The 18,386-nt window shown below is 68.0% G+C and carries 16 protein-coding genes and 1 tRNA gene; 7 read left to right on the top strand and 10 right to left on the bottom strand.

The genetic code is table 11. The annotated features are described in order from the left end of the window. Window positions 1–80: 80 nt before the first annotated feature. The 4 genes from ACQHI0_RS03170 to ACQHI0_RS03155 all read right to left on the bottom strand — a co-directional run bounded on the left by ACQHI0_RS03170 (window position 81) and on the right by ACQHI0_RS03155 (window position 3,158). Window positions 81–233 carry a hypothetical protein gene (locus tag ACQHI0_RS03170; RefSeq protein ID WP_427906433.1) on the bottom strand — a complete coding sequence of 51 codons (153 nt, stop codon included), beginning with the start codon at window positions 231–233 and terminating at the stop codon, window positions 81–83. 129 nt (window positions 234–362) lie between these two features. Then, window positions 363–1,574, bottom strand: coding sequence for an acetyl-CoA C-acetyltransferase (locus ACQHI0_RS03165; RefSeq protein WP_427906432.1), 1,212 nt, complete (start codon window positions 1,572–1,574; stop codon window positions 363–365). An 18-nt stretch (window positions 1,575–1,592) separates the two neighbouring features. Next, window positions 1,593–2,372: an IclR family transcriptional regulator domain-containing protein gene (locus ACQHI0_RS03160; RefSeq protein WP_427906431.1), complete on the bottom strand. Its 780-nt coding sequence runs from the start codon at window positions 2,370–2,372 to the stop codon at window positions 1,593–1,595. Between the two features lie 540 nt (window positions 2,373–2,912). Then, entirely contained in the window at window positions 2,913–3,158 is a 246-nt protein-coding gene (locus ACQHI0_RS03155) for a hypothetical protein (protein ID WP_266298859.1), read from the bottom strand. 211 nt (window positions 3,159–3,369) lie between these two features. Here ACQHI0_RS03155 and ACQHI0_RS03150 point away from each other — a divergent pair. Next, a tRNA-Asn gene (locus ACQHI0_RS03150) sits at window positions 3,370–3,442 on the top strand. 111 nt (window positions 3,443–3,553) lie between these two features. Here the strand turns inward: ACQHI0_RS03150 and ACQHI0_RS03145 are convergent. The 4 genes from ACQHI0_RS03145 to ACQHI0_RS03130 form a co-directional block, all read right to left on the bottom strand. Further along, window positions 3,554–4,849 carry a tyrosine-type recombinase/integrase gene (locus ACQHI0_RS03145; protein ID WP_427906430.1) on the bottom strand — a complete coding sequence of 432 codons (1,296 nt, stop codon included), beginning with the start codon at window positions 4,847–4,849 and terminating at the stop codon, window positions 3,554–3,556. A gap of 36 nt (window positions 4,850–4,885) precedes the next feature. Then, entirely contained in the window at window positions 4,886–5,158 is a 273-nt protein-coding gene (locus ACQHI0_RS03140) for a helix-turn-helix transcriptional regulator (RefSeq protein WP_378952948.1), read from the bottom strand. A gap of 353 nt (window positions 5,159–5,511) precedes the next feature. Continuing rightward, entirely contained in the window at window positions 5,512–8,448 is a 2,937-nt protein-coding gene (locus ACQHI0_RS03135) for a PrgI family mobile element protein (protein ID WP_427906429.1), read from the bottom strand. Continuing rightward, window positions 8,445–9,959, bottom strand: a complete 1,515-nt coding sequence (locus tag ACQHI0_RS03130; protein ID WP_427906428.1) for a hypothetical protein — start codon at window positions 9,957–9,959, stop codon at window positions 8,445–8,447. The genes ACQHI0_RS03135 and ACQHI0_RS03130 overlap by 4 nt, the downstream gene beginning before the upstream one ends. Between ACQHI0_RS03130 and ACQHI0_RS03125 the strand changes: the two genes are divergently transcribed. Further along, window positions 9,925–10,317, top strand: a complete 393-nt coding sequence (locus tag ACQHI0_RS03125; protein ID WP_427906427.1) for a hypothetical protein — start codon at window positions 9,925–9,927, stop codon at window positions 10,315–10,317. The two genes, ACQHI0_RS03130 and ACQHI0_RS03125, sit on opposite strands and share 35 nt — an antisense overlap. On the opposite strand, the gene ACQHI0_RS03120 is transcribed toward ACQHI0_RS03125, so the two are convergent. Further along, window positions 10,295–10,699: a pilin gene (locus ACQHI0_RS03120; protein ID WP_427906426.1), complete on the bottom strand. Its 405-nt coding sequence runs from the start codon at window positions 10,697–10,699 to the stop codon at window positions 10,295–10,297. The two genes, ACQHI0_RS03125 and ACQHI0_RS03120, sit on opposite strands and share 23 nt — an antisense overlap. Further along, the gene (locus ACQHI0_RS03115; RefSeq protein WP_427906425.1) at window positions 10,696–11,622 is read right to left on the bottom strand and encodes a hypothetical protein; all 927 of its coding nucleotides are present in this window, start codon (window positions 11,620–11,622) and stop codon (window positions 10,696–10,698) included. Before ACQHI0_RS03115 ends, ACQHI0_RS03120 begins: the two co-directional genes overlap by 4 nt. A gap of 459 nt (window positions 11,623–12,081) precedes the next feature. Here ACQHI0_RS03115 and ACQHI0_RS03110 point away from each other — a divergent pair, with 459 nt between their 5' ends. From ACQHI0_RS03110 to ACQHI0_RS03090, 5 genes are read left to right on the top strand one after another with little or no spacing between them, the layout of a single operon-like run. Beyond that, a complete protein-coding gene (locus ACQHI0_RS03110) occupies window positions 12,082–12,726 on the top strand; it encodes a hypothetical protein (protein ID WP_427906424.1) in 645 nt (214 codons plus the stop codon). Between the two features lie 45 nt (window positions 12,727–12,771). Next, window positions 12,772–13,773 carry a TRM11 family SAM-dependent methyltransferase gene (locus ACQHI0_RS03105; RefSeq protein WP_427906423.1) on the top strand — a complete coding sequence of 334 codons (1,002 nt, stop codon included), beginning with the start codon at window positions 12,772–12,774 and terminating at the stop codon, window positions 13,771–13,773. Beyond that, on the top strand, window positions 13,770–16,289 hold the full coding sequence (locus ACQHI0_RS03100; RefSeq protein WP_427906422.1) for a helicase HerA domain-containing protein: 2,520 nt from the start codon (window positions 13,770–13,772) through the stop codon (window positions 16,287–16,289). The genes ACQHI0_RS03105 and ACQHI0_RS03100 overlap by 4 nt, the downstream gene beginning before the upstream one ends. A gap of 37 nt (window positions 16,290–16,326) precedes the next feature. Next, entirely contained in the window at window positions 16,327–17,358 is a 1,032-nt protein-coding gene (locus ACQHI0_RS03095) for a replication-relaxation family protein (protein WP_427906421.1), read from the top strand. Window positions 17,359–17,365: 7 nt separating this feature from the next. After that, window positions 17,366–18,370 carry an NlpC/P60 family protein gene (locus ACQHI0_RS03090; RefSeq protein ID WP_427906420.1) on the top strand — a complete coding sequence of 335 codons (1,005 nt, stop codon included), beginning with the start codon at window positions 17,366–17,368 and terminating at the stop codon, window positions 18,368–18,370. Window positions 18,371–18,386 lie beyond the last annotated feature (16 nt).

Raw genomic sequence — 18,386 nt, 5'->3', positions numbered from 1 at the left:
CTCCTTCGCAGCACGACCACCCACGTGACTGCGCCCCAGGCTATCCGCCCCGGCACACCCACGCTGGTGGTCGATTCGACTCAGGTGGTGGCGTCTGGATCTCCTACGGCGGCCAGGAAGGTCGGAAACTGGTTGCCTGCGACCGGCTCGGCGGGCGCCGTGCTCGCGTCGCTGTGATCCTGGGCGCTGAACAACGGCACCGGTGCGGCGCCGACGGTGTTCGGATCAGTCATGGGTGTTCCCCCGTGTATCGGTTTACCTGAGCGGTAGTGGCGCCGAGCCTAGCGGCATCCGCATGCGGTCATCGGCGTGGGTCGCAGAGGATCCTGCGATCTGCCTGACCAGAGGATACCTGTGCCGGATCAGCAGACGCGTTCGAAGACGGCTGCCAAACCCTGTCCGCCGCCGATGCACATCGTCTCGAGCCCGTAGCGACCCTCACGGCGAGACAGCTCGTGCAGCAGGGTGGCCAGGATTCTGGCGCCGGTGGCGCCGACCGGGTGGCCGAGGGAGATCCCCGAGCCGTTGGGATTGACGCGCGGATCGTCGGGTTCGACCTTCCAGGTTCGCAGCACGGCCAGGGTCTGCGCGGCGAAGGCCTCGTTGAGTTCGATCAAGTCCATGTCGGCAAGGGTGAGATCCAGTCGAGCGAGCGCCTTTTCGGTCGCGGGGACCGGCCCGATGCCCATGGTGGCCGGCGGTACCCCCGCGACCGCCCACGACGCGAGCCGCGCCATCGGACGCAGGCCGAGCGCCTGCGCGCGCTCCGCAGTGGTGACGATGCAGACAGCCGCGCCGTCGTTCTGGCCACTGGAATTGCCTGCGGTCACGGTGGATTCGGGATCGGCACCGAGCCGGATCGGACGCAGCCGCCCCAACGTGTCGAGGTCGGTATCGGCACGCGGGTGCTCATCGGTCCGCACCAGCAACGGGTCCTGTTTCCGTTGCGGCACAGCGACAGTCACCATCTCCGCGTCGAAACGTCCATTCCGCTGCGCGTCGACGGCCCGCTGATGCGACTGCACCGCGAGCGCGTCCTGATCCGCGCGGCTGATGCCGAACTGCGCGCGCAGATTCTCCGCGGTCTCGATCATGCCGCCGTCGACGCGAAAGTTCTTGCCACCGGCGGTGACTCGCGCGCGAGCGAGACGGTCGTGCAGCACCGGCCCGTCGCCGCGGATGCCCCAGCGGATGTCGGCGGCGTAGAACTCGGTGCGGCTCATGGATTCCACCCCACCCGCCAGCACGAGATCACTGCCGCCCGACTGCACCTGCATGCACGCCTGCAGCACTGCTTGCAGGCCCGACCCACAGCGCCGGTCGACCTGAACGCCCGGCACGCCGACACCGAGGCCGGCGTCCAGCGCGGCGATCCGGCCGATCGCGGGGGCGTCGCCGTTGGGCGATGCCTGACCGAGGACGACGTCGTCGACGGTCGCAGGATCGAGCCCGGTGCGGGCGATCAGTTCCGTGATCACGGTCGCGGCGAGTTCTTGCGGGGCAAGGTCTTTGAAGACACCGCCGAATCGGCCGACGGGCGTGCGCAGCGGTTCGCAGATAACAGCTTCGGGCATGGATCTTCCTCGTTGACGTCAGGTGTTGGAACGGATCTGGGTCAGGTCGTGCTCGATCGCGGTGCTGGTCGCGAGCAGGGCGGGGATCAGGGAATCGCGGACCTCGCGCAGCGTGTAGCGGGCGGCGTGGGTGGAGATGTTCACCGCGGCGACCACAGTGCCGTGCCGATCGCGCAGGGGCGCCGCCATGGAGCGCAGTCCGTGCTCGAGCTCCTGGTCGACGATGCAGAAGCCGTCGGAGCGGACCTGTGCCAGCTCAGCGCGCAGTTGGCGCTTCGTGGTGACCGTCGCGTCGGTGAGCGGCGTCAGGTCGGCCTGTGCGAGGTATTCGCCGAGCGCGTCGTCGTCGAGATCTGCGAGCAGTACTCGGCCCATCGAGGTGGCGAACGCGGGGAAACGGGTGCCGATATTGATCGAGACGGTCATGATCCGGCTCACCGGAACACGGGCGACATAGACGATGTCGGTGCCGTCCAGGATCGATACCGAGGTCGACTCGCGGACCTTCTCGGCCAGTGCTTCGAGATGCGGGCCTGCCAGGTCGGGCAGGCTCAGGCTGGACAGGAAGCTGTAGCCGAGTTCGAGAACCCTTGGCGTGAGCCAGAACTGGGTGCCATCGGAGCGCATGTAGCCCAGTTCGACCAGGGTGAGCAGGAAACGTCGCGCGGTGGCCCGGGTCAGCTCGGTGGACTGGGCGACCTCACTGAGGGTGCGCCGGGGATGTTCGGCGTCGAACGACCGGATGACGGCGAGGCCGCGCCCGAGGGACTGCACGTAATCCGGCGACGGTTCGGTCATGACTGCCGTGACTCCTTCTCCCGTGGGAACCGGTGGCGCTCGCCCCGCGGCGAACGTCGATGCACCGGGCCCGCGGCTACGTCGCGGCAGCCCTCACCGAAGTTCGGCATGCACGAGGGCCTCATGTTCACCATACGAACAATAGTCCGCATAGCGAACCAAGTTAAGGCCACACCCCAATAGATGGTCAAGGGCATGCGCGGCGCGATGGGCCTGGTCCACGGCGCGAAACGGGTCATCGTGATGGCCCGACGGCCTGACCCTCGCCGAAACCGCGCCGGGCGTCAGCGAATCCGACGTCCGCGAGGCCACCGGCGCGCACCTCGGAGTCGCTCTGACAACCGTCGTCCGAGAGTTCGATAACGGCTCGATGGCTAGCGCGAGGCGAACAGTGAAAGTGTCTGTGCTGTAAACGAATTCAGCCAGATCTAGCCGAGGGCGCCACTCAGCAGGTACAGCCCTCTTGCATCGAGTCGGATTCCTCGTCAGCCAGGGACTTCCATACAAGCGAACCGACGTACCCGGCCGCCTGGATTCAGCTCAGCGGCGCAGCTGATTGTGGGGAATCAGCACCGTGGTCCGCTCGTCGATCGGCTCCATCGGCTCCAGCTTCTGCTGCGTGCTCAACTTGTCCGACAGCCTCTGCCGACCCACCGACACCAGCTTCTTCGTCACCGGGGACCCCGTGACAGCCCGCGTCGCCGCACTGATCTGCTCGTAGCGCGCGCGCCCGGCCTTCGTACCGAGCACATACCCGGCCGCTACGCCGATGATCAACCGCAGCATCTCCTGGAGCTCCTCCCACGTCTGTGTGCGCGCTCCATCCTGCCCCAGCCGCCCCATCCATGTCGATCCGGCCACCATCCGACGACACATCGTTATACGCCGCATGTCCGCAGGTAGCGCCCCGATTTGGGTTCCCGCGACACGATGCGCTAAAGTTTCATCTCGGTCAGCCCGCCAAGGCAGACCGCCTGAGTCTAGCCACCCAGGGCAATCCCCTATAGCTCAATTGGCAGAGCAGCCGACTGTTAATCGGCAGGTTTCTGGTTCGAGTCCAGATGGGGGAGCATAAGAAATCCCCTGACCAGGCAAAATGGTCAGGGGATTTCTTCGTTTATCCTGCATTTTCGGGCCATCACCAAGAAAACACCAAGAATTCGCCACCAAGAACGTCGTTGTCAGCCCGACGTACCGAACCCCAGCTCCAGCGCGGCCGATGAGTCCGGCGCCTGCTCCGGTGACGCGATGTAGTGCCGTTCGGTGATCGCCTCGCGGGAGTGCCCCAACTGCTTGGCGGCGGTCTTCGAATCCGACGTCTCGGCGATCAGCGTCGCTACCGCCTTCCGGAACGTGTACTGCGTGACATCCTGATACAACGTGCCCCGGGCATTCCGCCATGTCCGATTGAAGTTGTTCGGATCGCGCAGCACTGCGCCCCGACCGGGAAAGACGAGCGGGACCTTGTCTTCGATCTGCACCACGTTGGTACCCACCTCGCGCAGCGCCTTCACCGCGCACATCCGTCCACAGGTCGGGCTGTCGCGTAGCCGCTTCAGCATCTCGATCGTGAACCCGGGCAGCGCCACCGTCCGATGCCCGGCATCGGACTTCGCCCACTCCTGCCGGAACAACCCCTTCCCGTTGAGCCTGACAATGGTCGCCGACACGGTGAACGTCGCCGGTTTCGCCTCGAGATCGAACTGATCCCACGACGCTGCCAGCGCTTCGCCTGGCCGCACCCCTGAGCCCAGGATCAAATCGGCCACATCGAGTATCGTCCGGTCCCTTTTCGGGCCGTGCGTGTAAGCGGGCGCTCCCGGAATCTCGTTACCCGCCAACCACTCCCGAAGTTGAGCACGCAGACCTGCCAGGCGGTCCCGCTCGATCGTCTGAGGTTTGATCTTGCGGCTGCGCAGACGCGATGTGTCTCGCACCGGGTTCTCCGGCAGGGCTCCGTATCGCACGGCGACCCCCATGATGCCGGTCAGAATCACCTTGTGCAGCCGCGCCTTCGACCTCATTCCGGCAGCGACAATCGACTGGATGTGTTCGTCGAGTCGACCTGTATCTGCCTCCCAGACACGAAGATTGCCGATCGCGGGACGCAGCTTGACCGTCGCCTTGTCGGCGCGCTTGTCATCGCTCGCGTCGATCTCGCCCTTGTACAGGTCATACGACTGCTGGCCTACGCCTTCATCTCGTGACACCTCGTCGAGCCAGATGTCCATCAGGACGGTGAGGCGTGTATCGCGGGTGACTTTGCCGCGCGTGCGGCCCTTGTACTGCTTCTGCCGAGCTGTGAGCTTCTTCCGCAACTCCGCCGTGGCCTTGCTCTTGGTTTTTCCGAGTGCATCCACGACGCGGCCCGTGCCGTCGTAGTCACGAAACGTGACCCAGGCTCTCCACTTCCCGTCCTTCTGCTCCTTGGTGCCGATATCGCCGTAGCTGCCGAGCTCGGTGGCTGGTCGTGGCATTGATCCTCTCGATTCTTTCGATTCTTTCGATGGCTGTCAGGCGGCTTCGGGTTGGTCATCGGTGTGCACCATGCACGCTTTGAGGTAGGCGTCCAGGTCACCGAGGCGATACATGCACGAGTTGCCGGAGGGCTTCGAGTAGCGGGGGCCGCGTCCCATCGCGGCCCAGTTCGCCAGCGTTCGAGGGTGCACGCCCAAGTAGTCGGCAGCCTCACTGCGGTTAAGCCAGCGCCTGTGTCCCGTCCGGTGTGGACCGCCGGGCCTGTGCAGCGGCGTGACCACCTCGCCGCCAGGAGTTCTCGGATTCATCAATTCCTCGCTTTCTTCGTGCACCACGCCGCGTGTCCGGTGCCAAGTAAGGGTCGGCGGCGACGGGGTGATGGGTTGCGTGAAGGGACCGGATCATTCCGACACCGGGTCCATGAACGCTCCGTAGTTGGTGAGCAGTCAAATAGCTTCTCGTCCAACGTTTCTGCTGTCGCGTCGCCCGATTTGGGGTTTCCCGTTCGCCGACCGCCCCGTTCGGGCACAGCGGCGGATTCCGGGCGGATTGGGTAGCGCGTGGATGCGCGGACGGGCCGCGCTAGATCGCTCTCGCCGGGCATGCGGGGTCCGTGATGGTGAAGAAGATTTGGGCGTCCTACGACCGGAGCAGGACGAGCTCATGCCCCATAACTTCCGACCACCACCTCGGCTCGGTCGCTGGCAGACGCGACCATGTTCGGGTGGCCGGTCTCCTGCTTGTTAGGAGTGCCGGTCAACGAGTCCGCCAACGTATCGCCGATCTCGACGTCGGTGTTGGGTTCGTCATCCCTAGCGGCTAGTTCGACCGGAGCGGTCGTGATGATGGAGTTCTCGGTGGCCGACGCCAGCGATCCGAACACAGCCCGATCTCCGCCGACCGTGAGGAGACCGCTCCCCCGTGCGGCCGAGAGCAGGAATTGTTGTTCTCCGTCGGAGAGGTGGAACGCGGTGGCGACTTCGTCGATGGCTTGGGGTGCTTGGCGTAGCAGGATCTGGGTCGCAGCGTTGGACACGATCGCGCGTCCGAGCTCGGTTGAGCACACGTCGGCGCAGTCCTGGGTTGCCACGGTCAGCCCGGCCCAGTGCTTGCGGAAACTCTTGGCCGCCTTGAACAAGAACCGTGCTCCGGCGGGCTGGCTCAGCAGCAGCCACCCTTCGTCCACGGTGATCATGCGAGGTCGTCGCAAGCCCGGGTGCGACACCCGGCGCCAGGTCAAATCCAGCACCAGCAAGGTGCCGATCGTTTTCAGCTCCTCGGGCAGTTCTCGCAGCGAGAACACGATGAGCCCACCGTCCGGGTCGGTGGTGGTCGGGCCATCCAGCAGAGCGCCGTAGGCTCCGCCGCCGACGAACGGATGCAGCCCAGCCTCCAACTCTGCGGCGGCGGGGGCTGCCATCCGGGCGAGTTGCTCGCGCAATCCGCCCAGGGTGGGTGCCGGTTGGGTCCAGGTGGCCGGGTCTTCGGTGATCCCGACAGCGGCGTAGGTCGCCGTCAACGCCGAGTCCAATGCTGTTCTCTGCGCGGCGGTCTGGTCACCGAGCAACACCTGCATCAACGTGTGCAGAAACAGCTTGCGCCGCGTGAGCGCATCGGGCGGGGCACTGCGGCGGCCGTCGTCTCGGGTGTGGATTTCCAGGTCGAAGGGGTTGAGTCGCACGCCGGGGGCTCCGAGGCGGATGGTGGTTCCGCCGACAGTTTCGGCGAGGCGGCGGTATTCGTCTTCGGGGTCGATCACGATCTGTTCGATCCCGCGATAGAGCGACCGCAGGATCTCGGTTTTGACCAGGTAGGACTTACCCGCACCACTACGCCCGAGGACGACCAGGTTGTGGTTGTGTGCTTCGGGGGCGAACCGGTCCACGAACAGCAGCCCGGAGGCGGCGTCGCGGCCGTAGAGCACCCCGTGCGGGCGGGCGGCCTGCGCCGGATCGACGGCGGGAAGTTGTGGGGAGTCGAAAGGGAACGCCGCGGCGAGGGCGGTGGTGTCGAAGGTGCGCTGGACTCCGATCAAGTCCTGGCCCAGCGGCAGAGTGGTGGCCCAGGCTTGAGCGGCTCGGTAGGACAGGGTGCAGGTATCCACGAGCAGGCTGGCCGCCAAGGCCCGCACGGCGGCAACCTCGTCAGCCAGTTCGGCCTCGGATTCGGCGTGCACGCTCAGATATATCCCGACGCGGAACAACCTCGCCTCCGCGCGCGCGACCCGGGCGGACAGGTCGGCGGCGTCCTCCACCGCAACATCGACCTGTGGGTCGGTGAGGCGGCCTCGGCCCGTGTCGTGCATCCGGGAGGACTCGAGTCGGGCTTGCTGGCGGCGTAGACGGGTGGCGGCAGTGACCGGGTCGACGGGGTCGATGTGTATGGCGACCTCGACACGTCCGGGGTGTGAGAGCAGTGGTGCGAGCCAGCCGGCCGTTACCTCTCTCGGGTATCCGGTGACCGCGAGGGTCTGAGTCCAGTCCGAGCCGATCTCGAGATGCCGGGTGCCGATGGTGAGTGATTCCGGCGCGAACCCGGTCTCGGTGGCGAATGGGTCGACCACTGCGGAGGCGGGGTCAGACGTGATGATCGCGGAGGGTTCGGCGATGTCGGCTGCGACCGAGACGAGGCCCTCGGGGTTGGTGCAGCTGGTCAGCACCGACCGCGCCTGCGTCTCTTCGAGAGAGGTGACCGAGATTCCCAGCGGTGCAAGGACATCGGCTGCCTCGGCCATCCGGCGTAGGAGCCGCGATTGCGCAGCCCGGCGCGCGCCGGTGGACAGCGCGCGCCGGGCCCGGTTTCGTCCGGGCCACCGGGCACGCAGCCCGGTGGCGGCGAGGCTCTGCGTGGGTTCGCGCCACACCAGCAGCACTTGGCGGTGGGTCGGGTTCTCTCGCGCGGCCAGCTCGGCGAGATGATCGGCATGATCGAGCGCGGACACAGCGAGGTCGGTTGACATCTGCTCGGCGGCGGAGTGCAGGCCGGTGATCTGTTCTGTGAGGTCCAACCGTGCCGAGCGCACCAGGATCTGCACGGGTTGGCGCAGCGTGTGTAGCCATCCCGCGAGTTGGCCGACGAGACTGTCCTGTTCGGCCGGGGTACGCAGGCTCAGGTTCAGGGTTCCGGCGACCGCGATGACGGCGAGCCCGTCGGCACCGAGGTCGATCACCCCGATACCGCTACCGGTTTGCGTCACCGACTCCGGCAGCGGTGACATCTGCGCGGTGAACGCGACCGGTGTGGGTGGGCGGGGCCGGGTTCGGGTGGTGCGGTTGGTGATCCATTGCGGCGGGGGCGGTGCCTGCCCGCGTGTTCTCACCAGGTGACGTGGGCGCAGGCGGTGGCGGATCGCAGCGACGGCGAGCAGGTCGGTCGACAGACCGTCGCGTCGGGTCACGACGGCGACGGTGACAATGACTCCGATTGGAGTCATTGTGGCGAGAAAGATCGGCGGCTCGATCACCGTTTTGACGGTGATCCAGGCGACGTAAATCAGTGCGGCGGTGGTGGCGAGGACGGCGAGTTGGCGGGCGGTGAACGGACCCAGCAGTCGGTCGGAGCGGTCGACGTCGGCGGGGATGCGCACGATGGTGCTCATTGCGGGGTGTCTCCTCTCGGAGCGCGTGGTGCGCGGCGGCGCACGGGCAGGTCGGGCATGGGTAGATGCAGCTGCCGCCCCGCAGGACGCGCAGGCGCGGATGCGGGTGGATGTGGCGGGTTCGGTGGCGGCGGAACAGGTTTGACCCGGGTCACCGGGAACGGCAGCGGGTACTGGCCGCTGCGGTTCGGCCGGAGACGGGCGTAGGGGTCGGCCGGGGCGGGCTCGGTGAAATCGAAGGCGAGCTGTTGAGGTGTTGCCCGGCGGCCGGGTCGCTCGGGTGGTGGTGTGGCCGGTGGTGTCGTGCGGACCCGGCGGACCGGGATCGGGAGCGGGTACTGACCGCCAGCCCCGGCGCGGATGCCCCGGTATGGGTCCGGTGGGGCGAAGTCGAACGCGAGCTGGCGTCCACGTTGAGCCCGCGTCGGTCTCGGCGGTGGGGTGGGGCTGGTCGAGTGGGCGGGTGTCGGGCTCGGCTGGCGGGCGACGCGGCGCACCCCTGCCAGAGGCAGCATCAGCTGCCCGTCTCGCGTCGAGCGGACCCGCGCAAACGGATCCACAGGTCCGGAGCTGGTAGCGGTACGAGGTGCTCGTGGGGGCCGGGCCGCACGCTGGCCGGATGTCGCTGAGGCGGCGCTGCGTGCGCTACTCGCGGTAGAACCTTTGAGCAGGCCGAGCGTCTTGTAGGCGATGAAGCCACGCACAATCGAGCCGACGAAGCTGCGGCCTTGCCCGATCTTGAGTACCGATAGCAGCCAGAACGGGGTCTTGATCAACACGAACATCAGCGCCAAAGCGACGATCATGTTCACGATCTCGTTCGCGTCCGGGCCGAACAGATACCACCCGCCCGGGGCCAGCAGCACCCGCAGAACCGTCACCAAGATCAGCGACTGCACGACCTGGATCCCCAGGCACGCGGCGAACGAGCGCCACCACCACCGCGCTACCCCGTCGATACCCGGCAGGGCATGACACATCAACGCTAGCGGTGCACCCACGATCAGCAGGATCGTGATGGTGACTCGCACGACGTAGCTGATGAGCAGCACGAGCAGCATCACCACCAGCGCGAGATAGAGCAGCAGCGCGAAGCCTTGGCTCTGTGGACCGGTCGTTGCGAGCTCGGTCAGCGCATCGGCGGCTGAGCCGGAGTCGACGCCATCTCCGGCCACGGCGGCGGCGAGTGCGTTGGCGAAGCTGATCGCTGCCGTGGCGATCGCCATGCTCAGTCCCCCGGCGGCGAACCCGACCACCAGGCGGGGGGCGAGTTCTCGGAGCGACCATTGGGTCTGCAGGTTCTCGCGCATCATCAGCAGCACCCCGGCCGCCATCACGACGAGCACGTAGAGGGCGGTGACGATCTGCCAGGACTGGTTCCACAGCACACCGATCTGTGGGATCTCACTGGGTTCGGGTGTGGTGAGCAGGGTTTCCGATAGCAACTCGAGCAGCGGGTTGAGCGCGGACTCGACGATGCGCCGGAAGAATCCGTCGATCGCGTTCTCCACGCACCCGTTGATGTTGGTGACCCCGCACTCGGCCGAGGTCGATGAACCCGGCGAAGCCGGAGAGGGTGTGGGCGTGGCCGGGGTCGGGGTGGTGGTCGAGGGCGGCGTCACCCACCGCGACGGCGGGGTCGTAGTCGGCGGAGCGGTCGTCGGTGAGGCAGGTGTCGGGGTCACCGGCACAGGGGGCGTCGGCGTGGCGGGCTGGGCGGCGGCATTACCCGCGCCGGTGAGCCCGAGTAGGACCGCCACCAACACCGCCACCACTGCCGCCGTTATGGCGGTGCGTACGAGTGCGCAGACCCGGGTGGGACTGGGCTGGTGTGAGGCGTTCACCGTCAGCCGCCGACGATGGACTTGAGAACGGCCACGATGACCGGTGCCAGCACCGCCAACCCGTAGCCGATGCACGCGGCACGGAAGGCGGTCTTGGCTTTCTCGGTCTCGGCGGGGTCTCCCGCGCCGAGCAGATACCGCGCACCGGCAACGGTCAGGCACAGCGTCGCCAACCCTGCCAGGATCCCCATCACCCAGTTGCGGGCGTTGTCGATCACCTCATCCAGCGACGACGCGACCGCCAGCACCGCTGTCTGCGGGGCGGCCGACGCTGACCCGGCCATCAGCACCAGCAACGCCATGATCGTGGCTAGGGCCGCGAGGATCGTCGCCCGCCGCCGCCGCAGCACCGCCTGCCGAGTCGAGGACAGTGCCACCACGCTGAGGTGTTCTCGGTTCCCGTTCATGCCGCCACCTGCCCGTGCTCGGTGATCCGCTGCGCCGGTGCCGAGGAGTCGCGCTTGGGCCGGCGACCTCGCCGCGGTAACCGTGAGGGCGGCGCGAGTGCGGTGACCGTCGCGGCCTCGACGGAGCTGGTGCGATCGGAGTCCAGGTCTCGGGCGCGTTCGGTCAGCCACGCCAGCAGGGCGCGTTCGGCGCGGCGGCGTTGCTTGCGCAGCTTGCCCAACGACACGCCACGCTCAGCCGCCAGCGAAGTCAGCGAGCGGGCCTCCCACCGCGAAGCGGCGATGAGTTCGGCCGCGTCGGCGGAGATCACTCCGGCCGTCACAGCTCGGGCCAGAACCGTCTCGGGATGGCCGGGTTCGGCGATCGCCGACCGCGCCCGCGTTGCGAGCGGACCGAGGTCGCAGTCGATGTCACCCGCTGACATCGCTGGTGATTGCTGCTGATTCGCCCCGGTGATCATCGCGCGGTAGGCCGCCCACCGCAGGCGATGCCACACCCCGGGCCGGTCCAACGGGACGCGAGCGAGGTGGGTGAGGAATCCGGTCAGTACCTCGGACTCGACGTCGTGGCGGCTGCTGCTGCCCGGGGTGGCGTATTCCCCGGCAACTCTGCTTAGCATCGGCACGGCCAGGCCCGCGCACACCAGCATCGCGTCCTGGTCGTGGTTGTGTGTGCGTTCGATCAGCCATACCCAGATCGCGTCGATCTCGGCGATCGGCACCGCCGGGTCCCACAGCCGCTCGCGCAACTGCTCCCACGTCCGTACCGAGCTGGCCGTGGCGGCGTCCGGCGTCGGCACCGCACGCGGGTAGGCGGGCAACAACTCGGTGGCGATGCGGTCGAAACCCGCCCGCACTACTGCCAGCGGAGAACCCGGTTTACCGCCCGATCCCGCATATGTCCCGACGTGTGAATTCGTCACCACAAAGACTCCTTGTTTGATCGAGAACTTCCGACCTCACAAGGACACCTGCGGCCTCTATCTGAAACATATCCAAACCATATCCAAAACCTATCTGAAACATATCCAAGTCATATCTTTGGCGACCTGGCGAATATTTCGCTATCGCTTAGCTCGGGCCTCGATATCCCACTCATACCCGGACTGATATGCCCATCTACCTGCAACCGTGAAGGCGCGGATAGGTTCAGGATATGAACCGGATATGTTTCAAATAGATTGCCGATATCCCATCCGAGCCGGTTCGCAACCACCCGAAAAATTCTCAAAAAAGTTCGACCCGCCACCCACAGAACGGCATCCTGTCGCCATTTCTGTCTCAGAAAATTCTCAGAAAAAAGTTCTAATAATTGTGTCCCGAAAACGGCTTTTCGGCGGAAGTAAGCGAGTACACACCGCTCTCTCTCGTCAGGAGTCGTTATGCCCGCCAATTCCCGCCACCGCTCCACGTCTGCCCCGGTGCGCGTCCCCTCGACCCTGTGGGCGCTGGGCCCCGAACCACTCGATCCCGAGGACCGCTGGCCCGCCCCGGTCCTGGCGCAGGCGATCGCTGAGTTCTCCGAACCGGCCTCGCGGGTGATGCTGCTGGGCTGGCCCGCCCCCGCCGCCCGGGGCGCACTGCGGATCATCGAGCCCGACACCGCCACTGCTCTGGCCTCGATCGGTGAGCTGGACCGCCATGGCCTCGATGCCCCCACCGACCGGAGCTGGTCCGGGGAGCAGGTAGATCTGGTTATCGCGAGCCTGCTGGCCGAGCACGTCGACCCGAACGCCGCCGCCGACCATGTCACCTCGCTCGCGACCGAGGTGCTGCCGATGGGCGGTTTGCTGGTCGTTCTCTCCCGATGCCGACACAGCGACTCCGGGATCCTGCTGGATCCGGCCGGGTCGGTCGTGGCCGCCGCCCAGGCAGCCGATCTGCTCTACCTCCAGCACATCATCGCCGCACCCGTCAGCGGCACCACCATCACCGTCGCGCCCACCGAACCGGGCTCGTCTGCCATCGCTCGCCACGCCGTCGCGCACACCGATGCCGTCGTGTTCCTCCAGCCCTCCCATGGCTGACCCGCACCCCTCGCCCCGCCCGAACCCCTCACACGAAGGATACCCATGACTCTCGACGCCAATACCAACATCGACTCCGCGACCCCCGCACAGACCGGCCCGGCCGCACTGCCGGTGTCAGTGTGGGCGACCGCTCAGAACGCCCCTGCCGCGCAACGGCGGGGCCGGTATCACCCCGACAGCACCGCGCACCCGGCGAAGATGTTCCCCGCGATCGTCCAACACGCGGTCGAGACCTACACCCGCCCCGGGGACCTCGTGCTGGACCCGATGTGCGGGATCGGCACCACCCTCGTCGAGTCCCTGCACCTGGGCCGCCGCGCGGTCGGCGTCGAGTACGAGAGCCGGTGGGCCGAGCTGGCGCGCACCAACATCGAGCTCGCTCGCGAAGCCGGGATCGATCTCGACGCCAACGTCTACCACGGCGACGCCCGCAAGCTTGCGGATCTGATCCCGGCCGAGTTGCGCGGCCAGGCGAGCCTGGTCATCACCTCCCCGCCCTACGGCGACTCCCTGCATGGGCACGTGCGCGCCAACGGTGCTGACCCAATACGCAAGACCAACCACCGCTACGGCCAGATCCTCGACCGAGGCAACCTCGCCAACGTCGGCCTCGGCCGACTACTCACCGGGTTCACCAAGATCCTCGCCGGGGCCGCCGAATACCTCGCCCCCGGCGGACATGTCGTGATCACCGCACGGCCATGGCGTCAGCACGCCGAACTGGTGCCCCTGCCCGGCCACCTCTACACCTGCGGCGAGCTGGCCGGGCTCGTGCCGGTGGAGCGATGCGTGGCACTGCTGGGCCGCCTGACCGAGGGCGAACTCGTCGCCAGGTCGAGCTTTTTCCAACGCGACTTCGTCGTCAAACAGCGTGCTGCCGGGCTGCCGATGCACCTCATAGCGCACGAGGATGTGGTTGTTTTGGCCAAGGTCGAGACCACCAGCGCGACCGAGCGTCGCCGCACGGACGGACGTTTCCCTTTCGGCACCGCTGCGACGCTGCCGACTCTCGATGCGACCGGCCCGGGACCGGTTGCCGCGTGAATCCCGAACAGGGGTGGCTGGGCCGGGCGCTTCTCGCGCCCGGCCCCGCCCTGCGCGATCTCACCGAGTCGATCGAACAGGCCCTCGGGTTCGTCTCCGGGCTGGGCGTGGTGGCGGTTGTGCTCGCGGTGCTCGCTGCGGTACGGATTGTGGCCGAGTGGCGTCGGCGCCGGCTGAGTGCACGTGCTCGCCAGATCACCGTGCTCACCCCGCCCGAGGTCGATGCCAAAGGCGCACTCGCCTTCTGGGCGCACTTGATCGGGCAGTTGCGCCCGGCCTGGGCGCGGGTGCTGTTGGGGCAGCCGCATCTGGGGTTCGAGTACACCGTCACCCCCGAGGAGGGGGCCGCGATCCGGCTCTGGGTCCCCGGCGCGATCCCACCCGGTCTCATCGAACGCGCCATCGCTTCGGCGTGGCCCGGCGCGCACACCGACACCCTCGCCCCCGCCCGGCCGCCGCTACCGGTCGCGGCGAAGGGCCAGCGGCGGATCGTCGCCGGGGGCGAGCTGCGGCTCGGACGGCGTGAAGGACTCCCCTTGAGTACTGATCACTCGGGTGATCTCGTGCGCGACCTGATCACCGCCGCCGACGACCTGGGCCCCGGCCAAGCCGCGTGCGTGCAGGTCCTCGCCCGGCCGGTCACCGGCCGCCGAGTCGCCCGAGCTACCCGCGCCGCGGCGAGCACCGGCGCCTCGGCCGGTGTCGTGGTGGGGTTGCTGCGCGAGGCGCTGAATCTGCTCACCCCCGCCACGACCACCGCCCGAACCACTCGCGCCGGGGGTGGCAGCGACGGCCGGGGCAGCGACCGGCAAGCCGTGCTGGAGTACAGCGCCGCCGCCCGCGCGGCGGCAGCGAAAGCGCGTGGCGCGCACTGGGAGACCGTAGTCCGCTACGCCGCCTCGATCCCGGTCTCCGATGATCCCGACGACGCCAACCTTAGGTCGCAGGCGCGAGCGGTGGCACGCGGGCGGGCCGACGCCCTCGCCACCGTGTTCGGGGCGTGCACCGACCACAACTTCTACCGGCGGCGTCGTCGCCTGCGCCTTGCGTGGTTGATCCGGCAGCGGCGTCTCGGCCGGGGGGACGTGCTGTCGGTGCCCGAACTCGCCATGATCGCGCACCTGCCCACCGACACCGGGCTACCCGGCCTGCAACGGGCCGGAGCCCGCGCCCTGTCTCCCGCCCCGGAGATACCGGTCGGTGGCGAGTTCACCAAGCCCCTCGGGATGGCCGACACCGGAACTCGCCGCCCGGTCGCGGTCAAAATCTCCGACGCCCGACACCACCTGCACATCCTCGGCCCGACCGGTGTCGGCAAGTCAACGTTGTTGGCACGCACCATCCTCGACGACGCCGACGCCGAGCGCGGGGTGATCGTCATCGACCCCAAAGGCGACCTCGTCACCGACGTCTTATCCCGCCTGCCTTCCCGCATGGCCGATCGCGTGGTGCTCTTCGACGCCGACTCCTCCACCCCGCCGCCGTGCGTCAACCCCCTCGACATCGACCGGATCGGACGCGCGGGAATGGATCTCGCCGTCGACAACCTCGTCACCGTCTTCCACCGGATCTTCCACCAATGGTGGGGACCACGCACCGACGACATCATGCGCGCCAGCCTGCTCACACTCTGCGCACAACCCGGCACCGCCACCCTGGCCGACCTACCCCGACTGCTCACCGAACCCGCCTTCCGCGCCCGGGTCACCCGCACCACCAAAGACCCCGTCCTGCGCGGGTTTTGGGACAGCTACGAGACCCTCTCCGACACCGGCCGCGCTCAGCTCACCGGCCCCTTGCTGAACAAACTGCGAGCGTTCCTGCTGAGACCATTCGTGCGCTCGGCCATCGCCGGAGGACCCTCGACCGTCGAGTTCGCCGACATCCTCGACAACGGCGGCATCTGCCTCGCCCGACTACCCAAAGGCTCACTCGGCGAAGAGACCTCACGGCTGGTCGGGTCGCTGCTCGTGGCACGCACATGGCAGGCAGTGACCGCGCGGGCCCGGGTGCCCGCCGCTGACCGGCCCGACGCCGCGCTAGTGCTGGATGAGGCGCAGAACTTCCTCAACCTATCGACGCCGATCGAGGACATGCTCGCCGAAGCCCGCGGACTGCGCCTGTCGCTGTTGCTGGCCCATCAGAACTTGGGCCAGCTCTCCCGGGAGTTGCGTGACGGGATCTCGGCGAATGCCCGCAACAAGATCGTCTTCGCCGTCAGTCCCGATGACGCACGCGACCTGGCCCGCCACACCGAGCCCTGGCTGTCCGAGCACGACCTGTCTCACCTGGACGCCTTCCACGCCGCCGCCCGCCTGCTGGTCGACGGCCGCAACGCCCGCCCGTTCACCCTCACCACCCGGCCCCTGGACCCGCCGATCCCGGGCCGTGCCCGTGAGATCGCCGCCGCCGCCCGAGCCCGCCTCACCGCACCCGCACCCCCGCACAGCGGCACACCGCACCGCGATCACGACGAGCGGCCCGATCGCCCACAGCGCGACCCTCGCCACTCCTGACCGCACCGCGCCCGTACTGAGAAAGGTTGCGTCACCGATGATCTCGCGTCCCGACCAACAAACCGACACCCGCCGACCCCGCCCCGAGGCCCGGCCCGCCCGGACCCGGCCGCTCGACATCACCGCACTCGTCGCGCGGCTGACCGAGCGCGACCGCTGGGTCCTGCGGATGTTGCACGAACACCGCGTCCTGACCACCAACCAGCTCGCCGCACTCGCCTTCCCTACCCCTGCCATCGCGTTGCGCCGTCTCACCTTGCTGCACCGCTATGGCGTCCTGGAACGGTTCCGGCCCTTACGCACCCGGGGCAGCGCGCCCGTGCACTGGGTCCTCGCGCCCGGTGGAGCCGCCGTCCTCGCCGCCGAGGCCGGGATCAGCGTGCGCGAGCTCGGCTACAACCACCAGCGCGCCCTCGCCATCGCCCACAGCCTGCACCTGACCCACACCCTCGGCGTCGCCGAATGGTTCACCACCCTGATCGCCCACGCCCCCCGAGACCAGCGCGGCAACCAAGCTCAGGTGCAGGCGTGGTGGTCGCAGACCCGCTGCCAGCGTCTGTGGGGAGACCTCGCCCGCCCCGACGCCTTCGGCCGCTACACCTACGCCGAAACCACGCTGGACTTCTTCCTCGAATACGACCTCGCCACCACCACCGCCCCTGCCCGGGTCGCGGCCAAGTTGCACGGATTCGCCGAGCTGGCCCGCACCACCGGCGTCATCACCCCCGTGCTGCTGTGGGTACCGACCACGATGCGCGAAGCGAACACTCGCGCGGCACTGCGCCGGACCTGGAAACGGCTCCCCGACCCCGACGCCGTACCTGTCGCCACCGCCGCTGCCGAACTCCTCACCCCGAGACCCGAAGCCAGCCCCGCCGAACACGTGTGGCTGCCACTGGACACCGACACCGACACCGACCGCAAGCGCCTGCACGAGCTCCCCGCTCTCTGGCCACGGCGAATCCCACCTGCCACCAGCGTCGACTCCGAGGAACCCGCGCCCTCGCTGAACGGGCTCGTCGTCCTCGCACCACCGCCCCCGCAGCCACCGGCCTCCGAGCACTGGTGAGGTAGCGATGCTGGTCAAGGCACTCGCAGCGGGATTCGCGGGGTTCGTGTTCCTCACGATCGTCATCGCGACAGTGGTCACCACGGTCGTCGTGTTCGACCACGCGCTCACCGCGCCCGCCCCGGGAGCTTCGACCGGCACCGGGTCGTCCCCGAGTACCGAAGCCCAACAAGACATCCCGGCCGAGATGCTCGTGCTGTATCAGGCCGCTGCCGGGGACTGTCCTGGGCTGGACTGGTCGGTGCTCGCCGCGATCGGCAAGATCGAAACCGACCACGGTCGCTCCACGCTGCCGGGAGTGTCCTCGGGCGAGAACGCTTCGGGGGCGGGCGGGCCGATGCAGTTCCTCGCCGCCACCTTCGACTCAGTCGTCGCACGGCATCCCCTGCCCGCTGGTGGTTCGAGCCCGCCCTCGCGCTACAACCCCTCCGACGCCATCCACGCCGCCGCGTTCTACCTCTGCGACTCCGGCGCACCCGACGACATGTACAACGCGATCTTCGCCTACAACCACGCCGACTGGTACGTCCGTGACGTCCTCGCCCAGGCCGCCCGCCACCGCGCCACCGACACCACCTCCGGCGGCGACTGCCACACCACCTCACCATCGAACCCGAACGCCGCGCAGGTGATCTCCTTCGCCTGCGCCCAACTCGGCCTCCCCTATGTGTGGGGCGGCAACGGACCCGACGTGAACGGCGGCTGGGACTGCTCCGGACTCACCCAAGCCGCCTACCGCGCCGCCGGAATCTCGATCCCACGCACCACCTACGACCAGATCCACACCGGCACAACGGTTTCCGAGGACCAACTCGCCCCCGGCGACCTGCTCTTCTACAGCACCGCAGGCGACGTCCATCACGTCGGCATCTACCTCGGCGGCGGCCAGATGGTGCACGCCCCCACCTTCAACGAGCCGGTCCAGGTCTCGCCCTACCGCTGGCCCGGCGACGACTACTACGCCGCCACCCGACCAACACCCGCCCACGACGACTCCCGCGCCACCTCCTGATCACCCCTTGCACGGA

The sequence above is a fragment of the Nocardia sp. FBN12 genome, from assembly GCF_050320175.1.
Taxonomy (GTDB): Bacteria; Actinomycetota; Actinomycetes; order Mycobacteriales; family Mycobacteriaceae; genus Nocardia.
This window is presented reverse-complemented; position numbering and strand designations above follow the sequence as displayed.